At 73.9% G+C, this 22,722-nt stretch carries 23 protein-coding genes; 17 read left to right on the plus strand and 6 right to left on the minus strand.

The window, feature by feature from the left end:
* The first annotated feature begins 38 nt into the window (after window positions 1–38).
* Window positions 39–329: a hypothetical protein gene (locus DT057_RS35515; RefSeq protein ID WP_162501439.1), complete on the plus strand. Its 291-nt coding sequence runs from the start codon at window positions 39–41 to the stop codon at window positions 327–329.
* A 52-nt stretch (window positions 330–381) separates the two neighbouring features.
* On the opposite strand, the gene DT057_RS17850 is transcribed toward DT057_RS35515, so the two are convergent.
* The 3 genes from DT057_RS17850 to carB form a co-directional block, all read right to left on the minus strand.
* On the minus strand, window positions 382–882 hold the full coding sequence (locus DT057_RS17850) for a hypothetical protein (RefSeq protein WP_407068118.1): 501 nt from the start codon (window positions 880–882) through the stop codon (window positions 382–384).
* Window positions 883–980: 98 nt separating this feature from the next.
* Window positions 981–1,457, minus strand: coding sequence for a transcription elongation factor GreA (greA, locus tag DT057_RS17855; protein ID WP_128563452.1), 477 nt, complete (start codon window positions 1,455–1,457; stop codon window positions 981–983).
* A gap of 126 nt (window positions 1,458–1,583) precedes the next feature.
* On the minus strand, window positions 1,584–5,057 hold the full coding sequence (gene carB, locus DT057_RS17860) for a carbamoyl-phosphate synthase large subunit (RefSeq protein WP_128563453.1): 3,474 nt from the start codon (window positions 5,055–5,057) through the stop codon (window positions 1,584–1,586).
* 165 nt (window positions 5,058–5,222) lie between these two features.
* Here carB and DT057_RS17865 point away from each other — a divergent pair, with 165 nt between their 5' ends.
* Window positions 5,223–5,996: an SDR family NAD(P)-dependent oxidoreductase gene (locus tag DT057_RS17865; protein ID WP_128563454.1), complete on the plus strand. Its 774-nt coding sequence runs from the start codon at window positions 5,223–5,225 to the stop codon at window positions 5,994–5,996.
* Window positions 5,997–6,139: 143 nt separating this feature from the next.
* Window positions 6,140–6,604 (plus strand): GtrA family protein, encoded by a 465-nt coding sequence (locus tag DT057_RS17870; RefSeq protein ID WP_407068115.1) that lies wholly within the window; start codon window positions 6,140–6,142, stop codon window positions 6,602–6,604.
* 103 nt (window positions 6,605–6,707) lie between these two features.
* On the opposite strand, the gene rplS is transcribed toward DT057_RS17870, so the two are convergent.
* Window positions 6,708–7,103: a 50S ribosomal protein L19 gene (gene rplS / locus DT057_RS17875; RefSeq protein ID WP_128563455.1), complete on the minus strand. Its 396-nt coding sequence runs from the start codon at window positions 7,101–7,103 to the stop codon at window positions 6,708–6,710.
* 289 nt (window positions 7,104–7,392) lie between these two features.
* On the opposite strand from rplS, the gene DT057_RS17880 reads away from it, so the two are divergent.
* The 13 genes from DT057_RS17880 (at window position 7,393) to DT057_RS17940 (ending at window position 19,456) form a co-directional block, all read left to right on the plus strand.
* Entirely contained in the window at window positions 7,393–7,656 is a 264-nt protein-coding gene (locus DT057_RS17880; RefSeq protein WP_128563456.1) for a GCG_CRPN prefix-to-repeats domain-containing protein, read from the plus strand.
* 264 nt (window positions 7,657–7,920) lie between these two features.
* Window positions 7,921–8,424 carry a universal stress protein gene (locus DT057_RS17885; RefSeq protein ID WP_128563457.1) on the plus strand — a complete coding sequence of 168 codons (504 nt, stop codon included), beginning with the start codon at window positions 7,921–7,923 and terminating at the stop codon, window positions 8,422–8,424.
* 188 nt (window positions 8,425–8,612) lie between these two features.
* A complete protein-coding gene (locus DT057_RS17890; protein WP_128563458.1) occupies window positions 8,613–9,176 on the plus strand; it encodes a NifU family protein in 564 nt (187 codons plus the stop codon).
* A gap of 211 nt (window positions 9,177–9,387) precedes the next feature.
* Window positions 9,388–10,086 carry a tRNA (adenosine(37)-N6)-threonylcarbamoyltransferase complex dimerization subunit type 1 TsaB gene (tsaB, locus tag DT057_RS17895; RefSeq protein WP_128563459.1) on the plus strand — a complete coding sequence of 233 codons (699 nt, stop codon included), beginning with the start codon at window positions 9,388–9,390 and terminating at the stop codon, window positions 10,084–10,086.
* A 12-nt stretch (window positions 10,087–10,098) separates the two neighbouring features.
* Complete coding sequence (locus DT057_RS17900) at window positions 10,099–10,581, plus strand: GNAT family N-acetyltransferase (protein ID WP_128563460.1); 483 nt, start codon at window positions 10,099–10,101, stop codon at window positions 10,579–10,581.
* A gap of 197 nt (window positions 10,582–10,778) precedes the next feature.
* The gene (locus tag DT057_RS17905) at window positions 10,779–11,663 is read left to right on the plus strand and encodes a lysophospholipid acyltransferase family protein (protein WP_128563461.1); all 885 of its coding nucleotides are present in this window, start codon (window positions 10,779–10,781) and stop codon (window positions 11,661–11,663) included.
* 53 nt (window positions 11,664–11,716) lie between these two features.
* Window positions 11,717–13,129: a tRNA (N6-isopentenyl adenosine(37)-C2)-methylthiotransferase MiaB gene (gene miaB, locus DT057_RS17910; protein WP_128563462.1), complete on the plus strand. Its 1,413-nt coding sequence runs from the start codon at window positions 11,717–11,719 to the stop codon at window positions 13,127–13,129.
* Between the two features lie 11 nt (window positions 13,130–13,140).
* On the plus strand, window positions 13,141–14,256 hold the full coding sequence (locus DT057_RS17915; protein WP_128563463.1) for a PhoH family protein: 1,116 nt from the start codon (window positions 13,141–13,143) through the stop codon (window positions 14,254–14,256).
* Window positions 14,253–14,738: an rRNA maturation RNase YbeY gene (gene ybeY / locus DT057_RS17920; RefSeq protein WP_128563464.1), complete on the plus strand. Its 486-nt coding sequence runs from the start codon at window positions 14,253–14,255 to the stop codon at window positions 14,736–14,738. Before DT057_RS17915 ends, ybeY begins: the two co-directional genes overlap by 4 nt.
* A 30-nt stretch (window positions 14,739–14,768) precedes the next feature.
* A complete protein-coding gene (locus DT057_RS17925) occupies window positions 14,769–15,896 on the plus strand; it encodes a hemolysin family protein (RefSeq protein WP_128563465.1) in 1,128 nt (375 codons plus the stop codon).
* Window positions 15,893–17,623, plus strand: coding sequence for an apolipoprotein N-acyltransferase (gene lnt / locus DT057_RS17930; protein ID WP_128563466.1), 1,731 nt, complete (start codon window positions 15,893–15,895; stop codon window positions 17,621–17,623). The genes DT057_RS17925 and lnt overlap by 4 nt, the downstream gene beginning before the upstream one ends.
* The gene (locus DT057_RS17935) at window positions 17,598–18,014 is read left to right on the plus strand and encodes a helix-turn-helix domain-containing protein (RefSeq protein WP_128563467.1); all 417 of its coding nucleotides are present in this window, start codon (window positions 17,598–17,600) and stop codon (window positions 18,012–18,014) included. The genes lnt and DT057_RS17935 overlap by 26 nt, the downstream gene beginning before the upstream one ends.
* A gap of 200 nt (window positions 18,015–18,214) precedes the next feature.
* Complete coding sequence (locus DT057_RS17940; protein WP_238313729.1) at window positions 18,215–19,456, plus strand: MFS transporter; 1,242 nt, start codon at window positions 18,215–18,217, stop codon at window positions 19,454–19,456.
* 81 nt (window positions 19,457–19,537) lie between these two features.
* Here DT057_RS17940 and DT057_RS17945 read toward each other — a convergent pair whose 3' ends face one another.
* Window positions 19,538–20,734 carry a lytic murein transglycosylase gene (locus tag DT057_RS17945; protein ID WP_128563468.1) on the minus strand — a complete coding sequence of 399 codons (1,197 nt, stop codon included), beginning with the start codon at window positions 20,732–20,734 and terminating at the stop codon, window positions 19,538–19,540.
* A gap of 212 nt (window positions 20,735–20,946) precedes the next feature.
* Between DT057_RS17945 and DT057_RS17950 the strand changes: the two genes are divergently transcribed.
* Window positions 20,947–21,966 carry a hypothetical protein gene (locus DT057_RS17950; RefSeq protein ID WP_128563469.1) on the plus strand — a complete coding sequence of 340 codons (1,020 nt, stop codon included), beginning with the start codon at window positions 20,947–20,949 and terminating at the stop codon, window positions 21,964–21,966.
* Between the two features lie 10 nt (window positions 21,967–21,976).
* Here the strand turns inward: DT057_RS17950 and leuD are convergent, their stop codons facing one another.
* Window positions 21,977–22,579, minus strand: coding sequence for a 3-isopropylmalate dehydratase small subunit (gene leuD, locus DT057_RS17955; RefSeq protein ID WP_128563470.1), 603 nt, complete (start codon window positions 22,577–22,579; stop codon window positions 21,977–21,979).
* Between the last annotated feature and the right edge of the window lie 143 nt (window positions 22,580–22,722).

Genomic DNA, 22,722 nt, shown 5'->3' on the forward strand with positions numbered 1-22,722 from the left:
TCGCCCCGGGACGCGTGCGTGGCGACGAAGGATCGGCGATGACGGATTGCAGCGACGTCGTGAGGTTGTTTGCCACGCCGATCGGATCCGCGCGGAGCCGCGACGACGCGGCCCTGCCGATCACCCAGACGCTCTACCGCACCGGCGACGGCCGCTACGTGCTGCGCACCTGCATCCGGCTCTCGCCGGAGGCCGCCACGGCCGCCTGCGACGTGATGATCTACGACACCGAGGCGGCGCTGCGGGAGGCCCTCGGCGCCGACCGGGGCGGCAGCGACGACCTCGACCGGGCCCTGCTCGCGGCGGCGGATTTCGGCCCGGGCCGCTGAGGCCGCGGGCCGGCGCGGGCCGCGGGCCGGCCGGCGCCGGCGGGGGGCCGCGTCAGTCGAGCCCGAGCCCGCGCTTGAGCCACGCGGCGTAGTGCTCGGCCAGCACCGTCGTGCGGCGGCGCTCCGAGGCGGGGTCGTACCAGGCGCCGCCGTAGCTCGCGGGCGTGGCCGAGAGCTGGGGACGGCGCAGCAGCACCTCGCCCTTGCGGCCGAGCACCAGGGCCTCGCCGTCGAGGTAGTCGGTGTTGCTGCCGCCGCCGCGGCCGTGGCGCGAGTCGCTGCCCGCGTAGGCGTTGAGCGATACGCCGGTCACCCGGACGACGAGGACCGGGCCGGGGCCGCCGAGACGGTCCGCGAAGACCCGCCCGAGGGCGGCCTGCAGGTCGCCCCGCACCTGGAGCGCGAAGCCGTCGAGGCCCTGGGCCTGGAGCGGGCCGACATCGACCCGAATCGCGGAGAACCGCGTCCCGGGGGGCAGGCGGTCGTCCTGCGCCGCCGCCGTGCCGGCGGCGAGGATCCCGGCGAGCAGCGCGCCGACGAGCCCCCGCACCAGGGCGGCCGCGCGGGCTCGCCCGGCTGCGGGGCGCGGCCGCGGGCCGGCGCGCCGCGTCGTCTGGCTCACGTCGTCCGGTCCGCCGCGCCCGGGCGCCCTCAGGCTCCGAACCGCACGCCGACGACCTCGTAGGACTTGCCGCCGCCCGGCGTCGAGACCTCGACGGTGTCGCCGACGGCCTTGCCGATCAGCGCGCGGGCGATCGGGGAGGTGATCGAGACCCGGCCCGAATGCACGTCCGCCTCGGGCTCGCCGACGATCTGGTAGGTCTTCTCCTCCTCGGTGTCCTCGTCCACGAGCTTGACGGTGGCACCGAACTTGATCTTCGACCCCGACAGCTTGGCCACGTCGATGATCTCGGCGCGGGAGATCAGGCTCTCCAGCTCGAGCACCCGGCCCTCGTTGAGGGACTGGGCCTCCTTGGCGGCGTGGTACTCGGCGTTCTCCGACAGGTCGCCGAGCGCGCGCGCCTCCGAGATCGCCTGGATGATGCGCGGGCGCTCCTCCTGCTGGCGGCGCTTCAGCTCCTGCTCCAGAGCCGCGAATCCCCGCACCGTGATCGGAACCTTGTCCATCGTCGTCGTCTCGCGTCACAAGTAATGGGCCCGGTGAGAGGGAGAGCCACTCTCGACCAGGCCTGTTCAGACCACCCTGAATGGGCGCGACGTCGTCACGGCGGGCGTATACCCGCGTCCCATGGATCAGGCCACGAAATATTCCTGCAAGGCACGCACCTGGAGATCGTCCTCGAGATAGGCCTTGATCCCCTCGGCGGCTGCCATCGCCCCTGCGAGAGTGGTGTAGTACGGGACTTTATGCAAGAGGGCGGCCCGGCGCAGGGACCGGGAGTCCGACAGGGCGCCCGCGCCCTCGGTCGTGTTGAACACGAGGTGGATCTCGCCGTTCTTGATGGCGTCGACGACGTGGGGCCGGCCCTCCAGCACCTTGTTGATGCGGGCGGCCGGCACGCCGTGCTGCGCCAGGAAGCGCTGCGTCCCGGTGGTGGCGACGACCGAGAAGCCGACATCGGCCAGCATCCGGATCGCGGGCAGGATGCGGGCCTTGTCGGCGTCGCGCACCGACACGAAGACGGTGCCGGATTTCGGCACCTGGGTGCCGGAGCCGAGCTGGCTCTTGGCGAAGGCGACGCCGAAGCTCCGGTCGAGGCCGATGACCTCGCCGGTGGAGCGCATCTCCGGGCCGAGCAGGACGTCGACCCCGGGGAAGCGCGCGAACGGGAACACCGCCTCCTTGACCCCGATGTGCTGGAGCGGCCGCCGCTCCAGGCCGAAGCTCGCGAGGGGCTCGCCCGCCATCACCCGGGCGGCGATCTTGGCGATGGGCTGGCCGATCACCTTGGCGACGAACGGCACGGTGCGGGAGGCGCGGGGGTTGACCTCCAGCACGTAGATCGTGCCGTCCTTGATCGCGTACTGCACGTTCATCAGGCCCCCGACCTCGAGGGCGAGCGCCAGCCCCCGGGTCTGGCGCTCCAGCTCGGCGATGGTCTCGGGCGGCAGCGAGCGCGGGGGCAGGGAGCAGGCCGAGTCGCCCGAGTGGATGCCCGCCTCCTCGATGTGCTCCATGATGCCGGCGATGAAGACGTCCCGCCCGTCCGAGACCGCGTCGACGTCGACCTCGATCGCGTCCGAGAGGTAGCGGTCGAACAGGAGCGGGTTCTTGCCCAGCACCGTGTTGATCTGCCCGGTCTTGTCGTTGGGGTAGCGCGCCTTCACGTCGGAGGGGATCAGGCTCGGGAGCGTGTCGAGGAGGTAGTCGGCGAACTGGGTCTCGTCGCGGATGATCGCCATGGCGCGCCCGCCGAGCACGTAGGAGGGCCGCACCACGAAGGGCAGGCCGAGGTCGGCGGCGACGAGCCGGCTCTGCTCGACCGAGTAGGCGATGCCGTTCTTGGGCTGCTTCATGTGCAGCTTGTCGAGGAGGCGCTTGAACCGGTCGCGGTCCTCCGCGAGGTCGATGGCGTCCGGCGACGTGCCGAGGATCGGCACGCCGGCCTCCTCGAGGGCGCGGGCGAGCTTCAGCGGCGTCTGGCCGCCGAACTGCACGATGACGCCGTGCAGCGTGCCGGCCTGGCGCTCGGTCTCGATGATCTCCAGCACGTCCTCGGCGGTCAGGGGCTCGAAGTAGAGCCGGTCCGACGTGTCGTAATCCGTCGAGACCGTCTCCGGGTTGCAGTTGACCATGATCGTCTCGAAGCCGGCGGCGCTGAGGGCGAAGCAGGCGTGGCAGCAGCAATAGTCGAACTCGATGCCCTGGCCGATCCGGTTCGGGCCGCCGCCGAGGATGATCACCTTGCGGGCGTCCGTGGGCCGGGCCTCGTCCGCGACCGTGCCGGCGAAGGGCGCGACGTAGGTCGAGTACATGTAGGCGGTCGGCGCCTTGAACTCCGCCGCGCAGGTGTCGATGCGCTTGAACACCGGCCGCACCGCGAGCGCCCGGCGGGCCTCGCGCACGCCGGCCTCGTCCGTGCCGGCGAGCACCGCGAGGCGCGCGTCCGAGAAGCCCGCCGCCTTGAGCTGCCGGAAGGCGCCCGGGGTGGCGGGCAGGCCGAAGCGCTTGACCTTGTTCTCGAGGTCGATGATCGCCTGGAGCTGCTCGAGGAACCAGGGATCGATCCTGCAGGAGGCGTGCACCTCCTGGTGGCTCACGCCGAGGCGGAGCGCCTGCGCCACGTTGAGCAGCCGGTCGGGGGTCGGGGTGCCGATCGCCGCCTTGATGGCGTTGCGGTCGTCGCCCTTGCCGAGGCCCTCGATCTCGATCTCGTCGAGGCCGGTGAGGCCCGTCTCCAGGGAGCGCAGGGCCTTCTGGAGCGACTCGGCGAAGCAGCGCCCGATCGCCATGGCCTCGCCCACCGACTTCATGGCGGTGGTCAGGGTCGGCTCGGCGCCCGGGAACTTCTCGAACGCGAAGCGCGGGATCTTGGTGACGACGTAGTCGATCGTCGGCTCGAACGAGGCCGGGGTGGCGCCGCCCGTGATGTCGTTGGCGATCTCGTCGAGCGTGTAGCCGACCGCGAGCTTCGCCGCGACCTTGGCGATCGGGAAGCCGGTGGCCTTCGAGGCGAGGGCCGAGGAGCGCGAGACGCGCGGGTTCATCTCGATGACGATCATCCGGCCGGTGGCCGGGTCGATGGCGAACTGCACGTTCGAGCCGCCGGTCTCGACGCCGATCTCGCGCAGGACCGCCAGGGAGGCGTCGCGCATGCGCTGGTACTCCTTGTCGGTCAGCGTCAGCGCCGGCGCCACGGTGATGGAATCGCCCGTGTGCACCCCCATGGGATCGATGTTCTCGATGGAGCAGACGATGATGCAGTTGTCCGCGCGGTCGCGGACCACCTCCATCTCGTACTCCTTCCAGCCGAGCACCGATTCCTCGACCAGGACCTCGTTCGTCGGGGAGGCGTCGATGCCGCGCTCGACGATCTCCAGAAACTCCTCCCGGTTGTAGGCGATGCCGCCGCCGGTGCCCCCGAGGGTGAAGGAGGGCCGGATGATCGCCGGCAGGCCGACCTCCGCGAGGGCGATCAGGGCCTGGCCGATGGCGTGCTCGCCGTAGCGCTTGCGCCGGTCGTTCTCGCCCGCCGCCCACTTCTTCTCGAAGGCCACAAGGGCGGCCTTGCGGGCGTCCGGATCGGCCGCGGCGGCCTCGATCCGGGCGACCTCGGCGAGGTACTTCTGCCGGTCCGCCTTCTTGGCCGCCGAGGCGTTGGCGAGCGCCGATTTCGGGGTCTCGAGGCCGATCCTCGTCATCGCGTCGCGGAAGAGGTGGCGGTCCTCGGCCTTGTCGATCGCCTCCGCGGTGGCGCCGATCATCTGCACGCCGTACTGCTCCAGCACGCCCATGCGCTTGAGCGAGAGCGCGCAGTTCAGCGCGGTCTGCCCGCCCATGGTCGGCAGCAGCGCGTCGGGCCGCTCCTTCTCGATGATCTGGGCGACGATCTCGGGCGTGATCGGCTCGACGTAGGTCGCGTCGGCGAGATCCGGATCGGTCATGATCGTGGCCGGGTTCGAGTTGACGAGGACGATCCGGTAGCCTTCCTCCTTCAGGGCCTTGCAGGCCTGGGTGCCGGAATAGTCGAACTCGCATGCCTGCCCGATGACGATCGGGCCCGCACCGATGATGAGGATGGAGGAGAGATCGGTGCGCTTGGGCATCGGACGCTTCAGACTCGGGTGCGGCGCGCGCCCGGCCTTCGTCCGGGCCGGACCGCCCGGGGGCGGAGGCGGGCGCGGAACGTCCGGGAGCGGCGGGGGATTGTCGTTGCGCGCCTTTAGCATGGGGGGCTCGATGAAAGGAAGGGCGGGGCGGGGGGCGGGCCCTTGAGCGGGGCGCCGGCCTGGACGCTCGTGACGGGCGCCTCGAGCGGGATCGGCGCGGCGCTCGCGGCGGCCTTCGCGGCGCGGGGGCGTCCGCTGATCCTCAGCGCCCGGCGGGCCGAGCGCCTGGAGGCGCTGGCCGAGGCCCTGCGCCCGCAGGTCCCCGTGGAGGTGGTCCCGGCCGATCTCGGCGAGCCGGAGGCGCCCGCGCGCCTCCTCGCGGCGGTCGCGGCGCGCGGCCTCGTGCTCCACACCCTCGTCAACAACGCGGGCTTCGGCCTGCGCGGGCGCTTCGCCGCCCTGCCGGCCGGCGACCTCGCCGAGATGGTCGCGGTGAACGTCGCGGCGCCCACCGCCCTCGCCCGGCTGGTGCTGCCCGGCCTCATCGCCCGCCGCGCCGGCGGCATCCTCAACGTCGCCTCGGTGGTGGCCTACCTGCCGGGCCCCAACATGGCGGTCTACCACGCCAGCAAGGCCTACCTGCTCTCGCTCTCCGAGGCGCTCTTCGAGGAGGCGAGGCCCCACGGCGTCACCGTGACGGCGATGTGCCCGGGCGCGACCGCCACCGAGTTCCCGCACAGGGCCGACCCGCCGGGCACGCGGCGCGTCAGGGGCGGGGTGATGAGCGCCGAGGCGGTGGCCCGGCTCGGGGTCGCCGGCCACCTCGCCGGCAAGGCCGTGGTGGTGACGGGCGCCGGCAACGTCGGGGCCGTCCTCGCCACCCGCCTCGTGCCGCGCTGGCTCAGCCGCAAGGTCGCGGCGCGCCTCCAGGGCTGAGCGCGGCGCCCGCGGCCGCCGGCGCCGCGGTCGCGGTCGCGGTCGTCGCGCTCGCGGGCGCGAAGAAGTCATCTCCGGTTCAGTCCCCGGCGCTACAAGGAGGGGGCGGCAACGACCGCCGGTGGCGTCGAGCGGGGACGGGCGTGGCGGATACACGAGGGCGACCGGCCCGGCGCGAATGCCGGGGCGCGGCGGCGGCCGGCCTGGCACGGCAATTCGCCGCCTACGTGGGCGTCGGCCTGGCGGCGCTCGCGGTGCATTACGGGCTGCTCGTCGGGCTCGTCGAGGCGGCCCGGCTCGACCCCGTGCGGGCGGCCCTCGCCGGCTACGTGGCGGGCGGCGTCGTCTCCTACACCCTCAACCGGCGCCTGACCTACGCCAGCGACCGCCCGCACGCCGAGGCGACCTGGCGCTTCGCGATCGTGGCGCTCGTGGGCCTCTCGCTGACCTGGCTGGCGATGGCCGCGCTCACGCGCGGGCTCGGCCTGCCCTACCTGCCGGCGCAGGTGGTGACGACCGGGACCGTGGTGTTCTGGAACTTCTCCGGCAACCGGCTCTGGACCTTCGCGCGGCGGCCCGGGATGGCGGTCCCGGGCGGCGTCGGCTGAGACGGGCGCGGGGTGCGGCGGGTGCGGCGCCCTTGAAACGAGGAAGGCCGCCTCGACCCGGTCGGGGAGGCGGCCTCGTGCGGGGCGGCGTGCGGGCGCCGGCCTACTCGGCGGCGGCCGGCTTCGGCTTGCCCCTCTCGGAGCCGCGCTCGGCGCGCTCGGCGATGCGGGCCGACTTGCCGCGGCGGTCGCGCAGATAGTAGAGCTTGGCCCGGCGCACCCTGCCGCGGCGGCTGACCTTGATCGAGTCGATCAGGGGCGAGTAGATCGGGAAGACGCGCTCGACGCCCTCGCCGTACGAGATCTTGCGGACGGTGAAGCTCTCGTTGAGGCCGGCGCCGGAGCGGGCGATCACCACGCCCTCGTAGGCCTGGACGCGGCTGCGCTCGCCTTCCTTGACCTTGACGTTCACCACCACGGTGTCGCCGGGCTCGAAATCCGGGATGGTCTTGTTGAGCTGGGCGATCTGCTCCTGCTCGAGCTGCTGGATGATGTTCATGGATCAAGCTCCCGCCGTCGCCGCCGCGCCTTGGGATAAGGTCCGGCGTCAGGATTTCGGCGTCCTGTTGTGAGTTGCCGGCTCTCTACAGGAAGGGCCGCGGCTTGTCGACACGGCGGGGGCGGGATTCCGGCCCCGGTCGGGGCTTCCCGCGACGGGGATGGGCCCGCGCCGGCGCGGGCACCCGGCCCCGCGCCGGCGCTCATCTGGCGTTCAGGCGGCCTCGGGTCTGTGGTCGCCCCGCCGGCCCGCCCGCCGGGCCGGCTCGACCCACGGAGGACATTCCGCCATGCCGATGCGTTGGAAGCTCGCCGGGCTCGCCGCCCTGGCGCTCGGCGGCCTCGCCGCCGCGCCCGCCGCGAACGCGGCGCCGGCCGGTCCCGGCCTCCTCGCCCCCGAGGCGCCCGTCACCCGGGTCGCGCAGGGCTGCGGCCCGGGCTTCGCCCGCGGGCCCTACGGCCGCTGCCGCCCGGTCTACGGCCGGGGCGGCTACGGCCGGGGCTGCGTCGTCCGCCCGACGCCCTACGGACCGCGCCGGGTCTGCCGCTACTGAGGAGACCGCCCGCGGCAGGGCGGGGGCCCGCGCCCCCGCCCTGCCGGCGTGGCGGCGCGCCGGGTCGCCGACGCCGTCGGTCATCCGGCGGAAGGCCCGGCCCGGCCCCGCGGCCCAGGACTCCCCCGGAGAGGCTCACCAGCACGGTGCCGCGGCGGCGGTGATGTCGTTCGATCCCCTGATGAAATTTCCGGCGCCGGCGGGCCGCCCTTGCGGGCCCGCCCCCGAGTCGGGCAGCATCGCGGCGGTGGAGCGCAACCCGTCATGGTCGATATCACGCGACGCCGGTCGTTCGAGGCGGGCCACCGGCTCAAGTTCATGGTGCTCGTCGACGAGACCCCGGAATGCGACCGCGCGGTGCACTTCGCGGTCCGCCGCGCGGCCCGGCTCGGCGCCCGCGTGGTGATGCTGGCCGTGGCCGAGCCTCCCGACACCCTCGAATGGCTCGGCGTCGGCGACGCCATGCGGGCCGAGGCGGAGGCCGAGACCATGGAGCGCCTCGAGGTGCTCGCGGCGGCGGCGCGCCGGGCGGCGGGCGTCGACCCCGAGCTCGTGGTGCGCACCGGCGAGCGCGCCGACGCGATCCTGGCGCAGATCCACGAGGACGCGGACATCGGCTTCCTGGTGCTCGCGGCGGCCACCGGCACCGACGGCCCGGGCCCGCTCGTCTCGACCATCGCGGGGCGCTCCGCGGGCTCGTTCCCGGTGCCGATCGTGATCGTGCCGGGCGCGCTCAGCGAGGCGGAGATCACCGCCCTCGCGGGGTGAGCGTCCGGGCCCCCGCGGCGCGCGGCGCTCCCCGCCCGGCGCCCGGCCGGATCCGTCGCCCGGCGCACGAAAGCCGCCCTTCGACGGATTGAGCTTTCGGCGCGGCGGGTCCACATCTCCCGCAGGCGCCCGCAGGCGCCGTTCCCGGCCGGCCTTGAACCGGCGCAGAGAACCCCGAAGGATCATCGATGTTCATCCAGACCGAAGCGACCCCGAACCCCGCCACCCTGAAGTTCCTGCCCGGCCGCGTCGTCCTGGGCGAGGGCACCTTCGAGGCCCGCGATTCCGGCGCCGCGGCGCGCTCGCCCCTGGCCCAGAGCCTCTTCGACGTGCCGGGTGTGTCCGGCGTCTATCTCGGCCACGACTTCATCTCGGTGACGAAGGCCGAGGGCGAGCCGGGCTGGCCGCAGGTGAAGCCGGCGGTGCTCGGCGCCATCATGGAGCACTTCATGTCGGGGGCGGCGGTCCTCGACGCGAACGCGGCGCCCCAGGAGGAGGCCGAGGAGTTCTTCGAGGCCGCCGACGCCGACACCGTGGCGACCATCAAGGACCTGCTCGAGACCCGGGTGCGCCCGGCGGTGGCGGGCGACGGCGGCGACATCACCTTCCGGGGCTACCGGGAGGGCGTGGTCTACCTGGAGATGAAGGGAGCCTGCTCGGGCTGCCCGTCCTCCACCGCCACCCTGCGCCAGGGCGTCCAGAACCTGTTCCGCCACTTCCTGCCCGACATCCGGGAGGTCCAGGCCATCTGACGCCGGGGCCGCGCGTCGCGCCGGGCCCGACGTCCGGCCCCGGCGCCCGCCTGCGCGTCCCCCGGCGCCCGCCGGCGCGAGGGCCGCGTTTTGCGTTAACCCCACGGTGTCATTCTGTCCCGCGGCGCGGGGGGCCCTGTGGCCCGCGCGGCCGGTGACACGGATCCGGCCGCGGCGATCCCGGGGCGGCGAGAGGCGGAGCCTGACGGCAGTGCGTATCCTGGCCATCGACACGGCGCTCGAGAGGTGCGCGGCCTGCGTCACGGCGGACGAGTCGCCCGAGCCGCTGGCCGAGGAGAGCATGGACCTTGCCCGGGGCCACGCCGAGGCGCTGCTGCCCCTCCTCGAGCGGGTGATGGCCCGGGTCGAGGGCGGCTTCCCGAGCCTCGACCGGGTCGCCGTCACGGTCGGCCCCGGCAGCTACACCGGCCTCCGGGTGGGCCTCGCGGCGGCCCGCGCCATCGGGCTCGCCGCCGGCGTCCCGGTGGTCGGGGTGACGACGCTCTCGGCGCTGCTCGCGCCCCTGCTGGCGGACGAGCAGGACTTCCTCGGCCAGGGCTACCTCCTCGCCGCCGCGATCGACGCCCGCCACGGCCACGTCTACTTCCAGGCGCTCAGCGCCGACGGCGGCATCGCGGTGCCGCCCTCCCTGCTCCCCCTCGCCGAGGCGGTCCGGCTGATCGGCGCCGGCCCGGCCGCCCTGGCGGGCTCCGCCGCCCCGGCGGTCGCGGCGGCGGCCGCCGCCGCGGGAGTGCCGGCCCTGGTGCCGGAGGGGCACACCGCGCCCCAGGTCGCCTGGGTGGCCTCCCTCGGACTCGTGGCCGACCCCGACCACGCCCTGCCGCGGCCGCTCTACCTGCGCGGCCCCGACGCCCAGCCCCAGGACCACGCGCGCCTGCCGCGCCGCTGACGGACCCCTCCCATGAAGTGGATGCCGTTCCGTTCCACCCCGGCCGCCCACGTCGCGCCGCTCGCCTCGGCCGACCACGCCGCGGCCATGGCCGACCTGCACGCCACCGCCTTCGCGCGGCCCTGGGAGCCGCACGAGTTCGAGCGGATGCTGTGCGAGCGCGGCCATTCCGCCCACGCGCTGATGCTGGGGCCGAGCCTCGGCGGCTTCGTGCTCTCGCGCCGGGTCCTCGACGAGGCCGAGATCCTCACCATCGTGCTCGGCCCGGCCTGCCGGGGCGCCGGCCTGAGCCGCCAACTCCTCGCGACCCACCTGCGGGCGCTCGCCGACAGCGGCGTGCGCGCGGTCCACCTCGAGGTCGACGACGGCAACGGCCCGGCGCTCGCCCTCTACCGCCGCCTCGGCTTCAGCGAGACCGGGCGGCGCGCGAGCTACTACGCCCGGCCGGACGGGAGCCGGGCGAACGCCCTGATGATGCGGGCGGCGCTGGACTAGGGCGGCACCCGCGCGCAGCCGCACCGCGCGAGGTCCTCTGGCGCGCCGCGCGAGGTCCTCTGGCGCGCCGCGCTCCCGCGCGCCGGGGCCGGTGCGCCGCGCCGGTGGACGGCGGCCGGCGGATTCGCTATGCGGCCCTGCCGCCCGCCGCGCCGTCGCGGCGGACCGAGCCGGAGCCCGCGGCCACCATCCCGTTCATGACGCACCTCGTCGCCGGCCTGCGGCTGCTGATCTACGCCCTCGCCTTCCTGCTCCTCGTCGGGCCGCACTGGCTGAGCCTGAGGATCGGGCGCGGGCACGTCGCCGACGTCGCGCCGGTCTGGCTGCACCGGCTGTTCGTGCGCCTGTTCAACGTCCGCATCACCGTCGTGGGCACGCCCCCAGCCCCCGGCGAGGCGGCCCTCGTGCTCGCCAACCACATCTCGTGGCTCGACATCCCGGTGCTCGGGGCCCTGCGGCCCCTCTCCTTCGTGGCGAAGTCCGAGATCGCCGGCTGGCCGGTGATCGGCACCCTGGCGCGGCTCCAGCGCACGGTCTTCATCGACCGCGCGCGCAAGCGCCACACCGCGACCGTCAACACCGCCCTGAGCCAGCGCCTGCGGGACGGCGACCTGATCGTGCTGTTTGCCGAGGGCACGACCGGCGACGGCACCCGCCTCCTGCCCTTCCGCACCTCCCTCGTGGGCGCGGCCCGGGCGGCCCTCACCGAGGGCGGCCTCGACCGGGTGCGGCTCCAGCCGCTCTGCATCGCCTATCCGCGCCGCCACGGGCTGCCGCTGACCCGGGTCGAGCGCCCCGACATCGCCTGGTACGGCGACATGGAGCTCGGCCCCCACGTCGCGTCCTTCCTCGAGCGGGGCCCGGTCGACGCCCACGTGGTCTGGGGCGAGCCGATCACCTTCGCGGCCGGCACCGACCGCAAGGCCGCGACGGCGCTCGCCGAGGCCGCGATCCGCCGCGCCCTCCAGGAGGCGGTGACGGGCCGCGCCCCGCTGCAGGCGCCGCCGAGGCCCGCCGGCGCCGCCCCGGCCCGGGACCCGGCCGGGGCGGCGCCTATTCTCATTCCCGCCGAGACCGCCTAAATGACGGGGAGTTCCCCGTCGCGTCGCCGCTCCCTCCGACCAAGGCCGGTTCGTTGAAGAAAGCGTTCGTCAAATCCTACGGCTGCCAGATGAACGTCTACGACGCATCCCGGATGGTCGACCTGCTCGGCCGCGAGGGCTTCGCCGAGACGGGCGCCGTCGAGGAGGCGGACGTCGTCGTCCTCAACACCTGCCACATCCGCGAGAAGGCGGCCGAGAAGGTCTATTCCGAGCTCGGCCGCCTGCGCGTGCTGAAGGGCGAGCGGGCCGAGGCCGGCCGGCCGACCACCATCGTGGTGGCGGGCTGCGTCGCGCAGGCCGAGGGCCGCGAGATCCTGGCCCGGGCGCCCGGCGTCGACGTGGTGGTGGGCCCCCAGAGCTATCACCGCCTGCCCCGGCTCCTCGAGGCCGCCGCCTCCGCCAAGGTCGTGGACACCGAGTTCCCGCTCGAGGACAAGTTCGACCACCTGCCGGCGCGGCGCACCCCCGGGGTCTCGGCCTTCCTGACCGTGCAGGAGGGCTGCGACAAGTTCTGCGCCTTCTGCGTCGTGCCCTACACCCGGGGGGCCGAGGTCTCGCGGCCGGCGGCCCGGATCCTGGCGGAGGCCGAGCGCCTGGCCGGGGCCGGCGCCCGGGAGCTGACCCTGATCGGCCAGAACGTCAACGCCTACCACGGCGAGGGCCCGGACGGCGCGCCCTGGTCCCTCGGCCGGCTCCTGCACCGCCTCGCCGCGGTGCCGGGCCTCCTGCGGCTGCGCTACACCACCAGCCACCCGCGGGACATGGACGACGCGCTGATCGCCGCCCACCGCGACCTGCCGGCCCTGATGCCCTACCTGCACCTGCCGGTGCAGTCGGGCTCGGACCGGATCCTCGCCGCCATGAACCGCCGGCACGACGCCGACACCTACCGCCGGCTGATCGACCGGGTGCGCGCCGCCCGGGCCGACATCGCCCTGTCCTCCGACTTCATCGTCGGCTTCCCGGGCGAGACCGACGCCGACCACGCCGCCACCCTGCGGCTGGTGGAGGAGACGGGCTTCGCCAGCGCCTACTCGTTCAAGTACAGCCCGCGCCCCGGCACGCCCGCGGCCGAGAGCGGGGACGCGGTGCCCGAGGACGTGAAGCGCGCGCGCCTGGCCGAGCTGCAGGACCTGCTGGAGGGCCAGCGCCAGGCCTTCAACCGCGCCGCCGTCGGGCGGACCGTCGAGGTCCTGATGGAGAAGCCCGGACGCCATCCGGGGCAGGTCGCCGGCAAGTCGCCCTACCTCCAGGCCGTGCAGGTCGAGGCCGACCCCGCGGCGATCGGCACCGTGGTGCCGGTCCGCATCCTGCGCGCCGGCGCCAACAGCCTGTTCGGCGAGGTCGCGGCGGCCGGGACCGCCGCGGCTCCGCCCCCCGGAGGCCCGGCCGCCGCGGGTCCGGCCGCCGCGACCCCGGCCGCCGCGACCCCGGCCGCCGCGTGAGGAACGACAGGATGGCACCCGGAGACACGGGCGGACGCGGCAATCCGCGGGGGCGGGAGCCCTCGCCCCGGGCGGTGGCGGGCCTGAGCGAGGCCGCGGAGGTCGCCCTCACCTTCGACGACAACCGCCTGGCCAGCCTGGTCTTCGGCCAGTACGACCAGAACGTCGCCCACCTGGAGCGCCGCCTCGGCATCGTGGCGACCGCCCTCGGCAACCACGTCGTGGTCAAGGGCCCGCCGGATTCCACCGAGCGGGCGCGCCGGGTGCTGGAGCGGCTCTACGCCCGGGTGCGGGACGGCGGCGGCACGCCCCTCACCCTCGGGGACGTCGACGGGGTGATCCAGGAGGCCTCGCTCCAGGGCAACCTGTTCTCCCCGGCCGAGGCGCCCGCCGACGGCGAGCGGCTGCAATTCGACCAGATCGCCACGCGCCGGCGCGGCGCCGTGCGGGCCCGCAACGGCGCCCAGGACGCCTACATCAAGGCCCTGCGCGCCCACGAGCTCGTCTTCGCCGAGGGGCCGGCCGGCACCGGCAAGACCTGGCTCGCCGTGGGCCACGCGGTCTCGCTCCTCGAGCAGGGCCACGCCGAGCGGCTGATCCTGTCGCGGCCGGCCGTGGAGGCCGGCGAGCGCCTGGGCTTCCTGCCGGGGGACATGCGCGAGAAGGTCGATCCCTACCTGCGGCCGATCTACGACGCCCTCTACGACTTCATGGAGGCGCGCCACGTCGACCGCGGCCTCCAGACCGGCATGATCGAGATCGCGCCCCTCGCCTTCATGCGCGGGCGGACGCTCACCAACGCGGTGGTGCTGCTCGACGAGGCGCAGAACACCACCACGATGCAGATGAAGATGTTCCTGACCCGGCTCGGCGAGAACTCGCGCATGATCGTCACCGGCGACCCGAGCCAGATCGACCTGCCGCCGGGCCAGAAATCCGGCCTCGTCGAGGCGGTGCGCATCCTCGACGGCGTCGAGGGGATCGGACGGGTGACGTTCCGCGACGTCGACGTGGTGCGCCACGACCTCGTGCGCCGCATCGTCACCGCCTACGAGTCCGACGCGCAGGTGCACCCCGACGCGCCGCCCGGCCGCCCGCTCCCGCCCCGCCGCGGCCCGCTGCCGTGACGGGGGGCAACGAGATCGACGTCGCGGTCGAGGACGAGCGCTGGGCGGGGGCCGTCCCGGACCTCGACGCCGTCGTGGCCCGGGCGGTCGAGGCGGCGCTTGCCGTCGTGCCGCCGGGCGCCCCCGTCGAGATCAGCGTGGTCCTGACCGACGATCCCGCCGTGCGGGAGCTGAACCGGACCTGGCGGGGCAAGGACGCGCCCACCAACGTCCTGTCCTTCCCGGTCGGCCACCCGCACGGGGGCGGCCTGCGCGCCCTCGGCGACGTGGTTCTTGCCTATGACACAATGCTGCGCGAGAGTGGCGAGCAGTCCAAGCCCCTCGGCCACCACCTCGCGCACCTCGTGGTTCATGGCACGCTGCACCTCCTCGGTCACGACCACGAGACCGGCGAGGCCGAGGCCGACGCCATGGAAGCTCTGGAAATCGCGGCGCTCCGGCGCCTCGGCGTTCCCGATCCGTACGGCGACGCGGCCGCATGAGCCGCCGCCCTCACTCCAGACCAGAGAGACATGACCAACGACCGAAGTCGCGGCGCCGCCGCGACCGCGCAGGCGACCCCGGACGACGACAGTCCGGCGCGTGAACCCTGGTACGATCGCCTCCTGAACATCTTCCACCTGAGGCCGCGCGACGCCCAGCGCGACGACCTCACCGACGCGCTGGCCGAGGCGCAGTCCGGCGACCACGCCTTCTCGCCCGTCGAGCGGGCGATGCTGAAGAACGTGCTCAGCCTCCACCGGGTGCGGGTCGACGACGTGATGATCCCCCGGGCCGACATCGTGGCGGTGCCGGTGGAGGTCGGCCTCGGCGAGCTCCTCAAGGTGTTCCGCACCGCCGGCCACTCGCGCCTGCCGGTCTACGGCGAGACCCTCGACGATCCCCGCGGCATGGTGCACATCCGCGACTTCGTGGACCACATCGCCACCCGGGCCGAGACCGGGAGCGGCCGGCCCGCGAAGGCCGCGCCCGAGAGCGCGGTCCCGGCCGGGGACGGGCGGGCGCGCCGGCCCCGGCCCGGCCGGCTGCCGAACCTCGGCGAGGTCGACCTCGCCGCCAGCCTGTCCTCGACCCGGATCCTGCGCCCGGTGCTGTTCGTACCGCCCTCGATGCCGGCGATCGACCTCCTGGTGCGGATGCAGGCGACCCGCACCCACATGGCGCTCGTCATCGACGAGTACGGCGGCACCGACGGGCTGATCTCGATCGAGGACCTCATCGAGGTCGTGGTCGGGGACATCGAGGACGAGCACGACGTGGCCGAGGGCCACCGCGTCCTGCGGGTCGAGGGCGAGACCGAGATCTTCGTGGCCGACGCCCGCGCCAGCCTCGACGACGTCGCCGAGGCGACCGGCGTCGATCTCGCGGCCGCGGTGGGCGAGATGGCCGGGGAGGTCGACACCATCGGGGGGCTGATCGTGACCATCGCGGGCCGCGTGCCCGCCCGCGGCGAGGTGATCGCCGTGCCGGGCGACTTCGAGGTCGAGGTGATGGACGCCGACCCGCGGCGCATCAAGCGCCTGCGCCTGCACCGCGGGCTCGCGCGCATCGAGGCCGCCCCGGTTCCCCTCGCGCTGCCGCCGCCGGCCCGGGGGATCCACGGAGGCAACGGCGCCACGCGGGCCGATTCCGGCGCATGAGCCGACTCGCGGGTGCGCCTGCGCGGGAGGCCGGGCCCCTCGTCGCGCCGGCGCCCGCGGCGCTCGGCGCCCTCGCCGGGCGGGTCGCGCTCACGGCGGGCCTGACCCGGCTGGCGCTGGCCTGGGCCGCCGGGGCCTGCGGGGCGCTCGCGATGCCGCCCTTCGGGATCCTGCCGGCCCTCGTCGTCGCCCTGGTGCCGGCGGTCTGGCTCCTCGACGGCGCCGCCACGGGCTCGCGCCGCCTCGGGCGCCGCGCCGGCACCCTCGCGGCCGCGGCGGCGATCGGCTGGGCCTGGGGCTTCGGCTACATGACGGCCGGGCTGTGGTGGCTCGGGGCCGCCTTCCTGGTCGAGGCCGACCAGTTCGCCTACCTGATGCCCCTCGGGGTCCTGGGCCTGCCGGCGGTGCTCGGGCTGTTCTACGCCGCCGGCTTCGCCCTGGCGCGGCTCGCCTGGTCGCCGGGGCCGGGCCGCATCGCCGCGCTCGCCTTCGGGATCGGGGCCTCGGAGTGGCTCCGCGGCCACCTGTTCACGGGGTTCCCGTGGAACACCCTCGGCATGGCGCTCGGCCAGAATCTCTGGCTGATGCAGGCGGCCTCGGTGATCGGGCTCTACGGCCTGACCGTGCTGGCGGTGCTGGCCTGCGCCGCGCCCGCCACGCTCGCGACCGGCGCGCGCCCGGCCGCGCGGTTCGGCCCCTCCCTCGCCGCCCTGGCGCTCCTCGCCGGCCTCGCCGGCGCCGGGGCCCTGCGCATCCCGGCCGGGCCCGTGCCGGACGTGCCCGGGGTGCGCCTGCGCCTCGTGCAGCCGAACGTGCCGCAGGACGCCCGCTTCAACCCGCGCAACCGCGAGGGCATCCTCCAGCACTACCTGGGCCTGAGCGACAGCGCCACGGCCCCGGACCGGAGCGGCCTCGCCGACGTCACCCACGTGATCTGGCCGGAATCCGCCTTCCCGTTCCTGATTCAGCGCGACCCGCAAGCCCTCGGCCGCATCACCGCCGCCCTGCCGCCCGGCAAGGTCCTGGTCACCGGGGCGGCCCGGGCCGACGAGCCGCTGCCGGGCGAGCGCCTGCACTTCTTCAATTCGATCCTGGTGATCGGGCCCGAGGGCTTCGTCGGCGGGGCCTACGACAAGCTCCACCTCGTGCCCTTCGGCGAGTACCTGCCCGGGCCGGCGGACGCCGTCCTGCGGGCCCTCGGCCTGAGGCAGTTCGTCGCCGTCCCGGGCGGCTTCACGGCCGGCGAGGCCCGGCACGGCCCGGCCCTCGCCGTGCCGGGCCTGCCGCCGGTCGCGCCCTCGATCTGCTACGAGGCGATCTTTCCCGGCACGCTCGCGTCCCGCCGGGAGCGGCCGGGCCTGCTCCTCAACCTCACCAACGACGGCTGGTTCGGCGACACGCCCGGACCCCGGCAGCACTTCGCCCAGGCGCGCCTGCGTGCCGTAGAGGAAGGCCTGCCCCTCGTGCGTGCCGCCAACACCGGCGTGAGCGCGGTGACCGATCCGTTCGGTCGCGTCGTCGGGCTTTTGCCGGTGGGTGCCGAAGGGGTACTCGACCGCAATCTCCCGAGGAACCTTGCGGAAAGCACACTCTACGCACGATTTGGCGATGTTTTTTTCGCCGGCTTGCTTCTAGGATGCCTCCTGCTTGCACTCGGCGCACGGCATGGCCGATCGCGTCCCCTGGCGCGCGGAGCGTATCGTGAAGAAGGCCCCCGATCCGGTTGACCGTCACGTTGGGCACCGCGTGCGCGTCCGGCGTCTCCTCGTCGGCGTGAGCCAGGAGAAGCTCGGAGACGCGCTCGGCGTCACCTTCCAGCAGATCCAGAAGTACGAGAAGGGAACGAACCGCATCAGCGCGAGCCGGCTGCAGCAGATCGCCGAGATGCTGGGCGTCGCGGTCGGCTTCTTCTACGAGGGCGCCCCGCGCCACGAGGGCAACGCCGGCGAGGACAAGCCCAGCAACGGCGCCGCCGTCGACATGAGCAGCGACCTGTTCTGGACCAGCCAGGACCTGCAACTCGTGCGCGCGTTCCAGCGCATCGGCGACAGCCAGGTGCGCCGGCGCATCATCGGCCTCGTCGAGTCCCTCGGCGCGCCCCCCGAGACCGCGGGCTGAGCCGCCGGCCCGGCGCGGCCGTCCCGACCCCGCGCCCGCCCGGCCCCGCGGCCCCTCCCGAACGGGGTGCCGGCGCCCTCCATCCTCCCGCGACATGCGGCGCGACCGGGCCGCGGCCGCGCCTTTTGCATGTTCGCCGCGGCCGGCCGTGCTCTAAGACGCCCTGAAGCGCGGCATCGCGCACCGGGGAGAGGGAACGCGTGCCAACGACAGGACAGGACGTGGCCGCCGGGAGGCGCGGGGCCGCCGGGCCCGGCGGCGGGACGACGGCGCGGGGCCTGCGCAGCCCCGTCGCGATCGGCCTCGGGCTGATGCTGATCGCCTTCAACCTGCGGCCGGCCCTGTCGAGCGTCGGGCCGCTCCTGCCCGGCATTCGGGCCGAGACCGGGCTGTCGGGCGCCCTCGCGGGCGCCCTCGTCACCCTGCCGGTGCTCTGCCTCGGCGTGTTCGGGCGCCTCGGCTCGCCCATCGCCCGCCGGATCGGGCCGGATGCCGGGGTGCTCGCCGCCCTGCTGGTCCTGGCGGCCGGGCTGGCCCTGCGCGGGCTCGGTGGCCTGGGGGCCCTGTTCGCCGGCTCGGTCCTGGCGGCGGCGGGCATCGGCATCGTCGGGGTGATCCTGCCGGGCATCGTCAAGCGCGACTTCCCCGACCAGGGCGGGCTGATGACCGGCCTCTACACCGCGCTGCTCTGCCTCGGGGCCGCCGCCGGGGCGGGCCTCACGGTCCCGCTGGAGCGGGTTCTCGGGACCGGCTGGGAGGGCGCCATGATGGCCTGGGCCGCACCGGCCCTCGTCGCCGCCCTTGCCTGGCTGCCCTTCGTGCGGGCCCGGCCCGCACCGGCCGCCGGGGGCGGCGGCGCCCTCGGCAGCCTCTGGGGCGACCCGCTCGCCTGGCAGGTCACGGCCTTCATGGGGCTGCAATCGTCGCTGGCCTACATCGTGTTCGGCTGGCTGCCCGCGGCCCTGACCGAGCGGGGCTACGACACCGTGACGGCGGGCCTGCTCGCCTCGGTCTCGGCCCTGGCGCAGGGCGTCCTGGCGCTGGTCGTGCCGACCCTGGCGGCCCGCCGGCGCGACCAGCGCCCCTGGGTGCTCGTGGTCGTGGGCCTGCCCGTCGTCGGCTTCTGCGGCCTGCTGCTCGGCCCCCTCGCCTTCGCCTGGGGGTTCGCGCTGCTGCTCGGCCTCGGCCTCGGCGGCTGCTTCGGCCTCGCCCTGACGCTCATCGTCCTGCGGGCCCGGGACCCCCGGACCGCCGGGGACCTCTCGGCGATGGCGCAGGGGATCGGCTATTGCGGCGCCGCCCTCGGCCCGTTCCTGGTCGGGATCGCCCACGAGCGCAGCGGCGGCTGGGGGCTGCCGGCGGCGCTCTACGTCGCCCTCGGGCTCGCCGCGACGGGGTTCGGCCTGCTCGCCGCCCGCGACCGGACCGTCCTGCCGCAGTGAGCGGCCGGCCAGGCGGCCCCGGGAGCCCCGGCACCGAAGCCCTAGCTTCGGCACCGAAGCCCTAGCTTCGGCACCGAAGCTTCAGCTTCGGCGCAGGGCCTCCAGCACCTTGGCGCCGGGGCGCCCGGTCTCCGGCATGCCGAGCCGGCGCTCGACGTCCTTGATCGCGTCCCGGGTCTTGGCGCCGACCCGGCCGTCCGGCTCGCCGACGTCGTAGCCGCGCGAGGCGAGCGCGCTCTGGAGGCTGCGCCGCTCGGCCCGCGACAGCGGCGGGTCGTCCGTCGGCCACGCCGCCTGGATGCCGGCCCGCCCGCGCAGGCGGTCGGACAGGACCGCGATGGCGAGGCCGTAGGACTCGGCGGCGTTGTAGGAGTAGATCGCGTCGAAGTTCCTCGTCACCAGGAAGGCCGGGCCGTCGGCCCCGGCGGGCGCGATGATGCCGGCCGGGCCCTCGCCCGAGAGCGGGTGGCCGTCGACCTTGGTCACGCCGAGGGAGGCCCAGTGGGCGACCGGGCGCTTGTTCTTGCGGCCGGCCGACCCGACGTTGAAGCCCCGGGGCAGCCGCACCTCGTAGCCCCACGGCTGGCCGTTGTGCCACTTGGCGACGCGCAGGAAGTTGGCCGTGGAGCCGACCGCGTCCGGCACCGAATCGACCACGTCCCGGCGCCCGTCGCCGTCGAGGTCGACGGCGAGGCGGTGGTAGGTGGTCGGCATGAACTGGGTCTGCCCGAAGGCGCCGGCCCAGGAGCCGGTGAGGCGCTCGGTCGCGATGTCGCCGCGCTCGATGATCTTCAGGGTCGCGATCAGCTCGCCCTTGAAGAAGTCGCGCCGGCGGGTGCCGCCGCAGGCCAGCGTCGCGAGGGACTGCACCAGCGGCATCTTGCCGAGGTTCTTGCCGAAATTCGACTCGACCCCCCACACCGCCGCGATGGTGTAGCGGTCGACGCCGTAGCGGGCCTCCGCCTGCGCAAGGGCCGCGTTGTACTGGCGCATGGCGGCGCGGCCGTCCTCGACCCGCTCGTCGTCGACCAGGGAGGCCATGTAGTCCCAGATCGGGGTCTTGAACTCGGGCTGGACCTGCGACAGCTCGATGACCTTGTCGTCGAAGGCGATGCCGGCCGTGGCCGCCTGGAAGGTCCCGGCCGACACGCCGGCGGCGGCGGCCTCCCGGCCGATCCCGGCGAGGCAGGCGCGGAAATCGGCCTGCGCGGCACCGGGCAGCCCGATCCCGGCGAGGCAGAGGAGGGTGGCGACCTGTGTGCGCACGCGCCGCGTCATGAGCGAACATACCCCGTTTCGCCGAACCAATCACCCGAATAGGGCGGCATGAGGGTTAACGAAGCCCTGACGTCGACGTCGAGGTCGATCCCGTCCGGGTCGTCGGAAATCACTTTTCCGTCGTCGCGGCACTACTACCTATGGACGATCCGGGCGACTTTGCTACCATAGCGTCAGTCACCTTCTGAATTCGCAATCGGACAGGCTCTGTCATGCTCGGCTCGGACGTGCTCGAGATCGGAATAGGGCTGACTTTGTTGTTTCTGTTCGTGAGTCTGATGTGCACCGCTCTGCGCGAACTCATTGAAACGGTCATGAAGTCACGGGCAAGCGATCTGGAGCGGGGAATTTCCGAGTTGTTGTTCGTCGCGAGCAATCCCGAAATGCTCGCTCAATTCTACCAAAACTCCCTCATCTCCTCCTTGTACAACGGAGATTATCGGAGCCGAAGCAATCCGGAACCCGCTTGCTTGAACTGGCCCGGGATGCTCATCCGGGAAGCCCGGCGTCGATCGAACCTGCCGACCTACGTGCCGGCACGGAGCTTCGCATCCGCCCTGATCGACATCGTCGGCGCCCCGAGGATCCCCGGCGAGAGCCTGACGGTCGCGTCCCTGCGCGATGCCGTGGAGAGAATCGACCACAACGACCGGCTCAGGGGCGTCCTGCTGACCGCGATCGACGGGGCGCAGGGCGACCTCGATCGCGTCCGCAGCAACCTGGAGATGTGGTACAACGCCACGATGGACCGGGTGTCCGGCTGGTACAAGCGCCGGACCCAGGCGATCCTCGCACTGCTCGGGCTGTCGGTCGCGATCCTCTTCAACATCGACGCTGTCCAGGTCGCCCAGAACCTGAACACCGACAAGGCTTACCGGCAGGCGGTGGTGAACCAGGCCGGCACGCTGCTGCGGACCGACGAGGGGGCCCGGGGCGCCCCGCAGGAGCGCCTGAAGCAGCTGCAGCAGGACTTGAGCCGGGCCGGGTTCCTGATCGGCTGGCCGGCGCCGCAGCTCACGGCCTGCCAGGGGAGCGGCTGCACCGGCGCGTTCCTGCGCATGCTCCTCGGCTGGCTCGTGACCGCGCTCGCCGTCACGCTGGGCGCGCCGTTCTGGTTCGACGTGCTCAACAAGTTCATGGTCATCCGCTCGACCGTGAAGCCGTCCGAGAAGAGCCTGCCGGAGGCCTCCAAGGACAGCCGGCCGGCGCCGCCGCAGCCGGGCGGCGCTTGAGCGGGCCCCGTCAGGCCCAGGGCCGCTCGGCCAGCCTCGCCTCGTAGGCGTCGATCGCCGGGGCCTTCTCGAGCGTCAGGCCGATGTCGTCGAGCCCGTTGAGCAGGTTGTGCTTGCGGCCGGGCTCGATCTCGAAGTGCAGCGTGCCGCCGTCGGGCCCGCGGATGACCTGGTTCTCGAGGTCGACCGTCAGGGTCGCGTTGGCGCCGCGGCCGGCATCGTCGAGGAGCTTCTCCAGGTCCTCCGGCGCCACGGTGATCAGCAGGATGCCGTTCTTGGCGCTGTTGTTGTAGAAGATGTCGGCGAAGCTCGTCGAGATGATGCAGCGGATGCCGAAATCGGCGAGCGCCCAGGGGGCGTGCTCGCGCGAGGAGCCGCAGCCGAAATTGTCGCCCGCCACCAGGATCTTGGCCTGGCGGTAGGCCGGCTGGTTGAGCACGAAGTCCGGGTTCTCGGTGCCGTCGTCGCGGTAGCGCATCTCCGAGAACAGGCCCTTGCCGAGGCCGGTGCGCTTGATGGTCTTGAGGTACTGCTTGGGGATGATGCGGTCGGTGTCGACGTTGACGATCGGCAGCGGCGCCGCGACGCCCTCCAGCACGGTGAACTTTTCCATGACCCTGCGCGCCCAAGAAGCTGTCCGCGCGGGCGACGGGGCCCCCGCGCGAGGGAATCCGGAGGGGTTCTAGCAAGCCCGCGGGGCGGCGGGAAGCGCGCCGCCCCGCGGGCCAGGGCTCTGAACTCGGGTTAATGGCAGTT

The sequence above is a fragment of the Methylobacterium crusticola genome (genome assembly GCF_003574465.1).
Taxonomy (GTDB): domain Bacteria; phylum Pseudomonadota; class Alphaproteobacteria; order Rhizobiales; family Beijerinckiaceae; genus Methylobacterium; species Methylobacterium crusticola.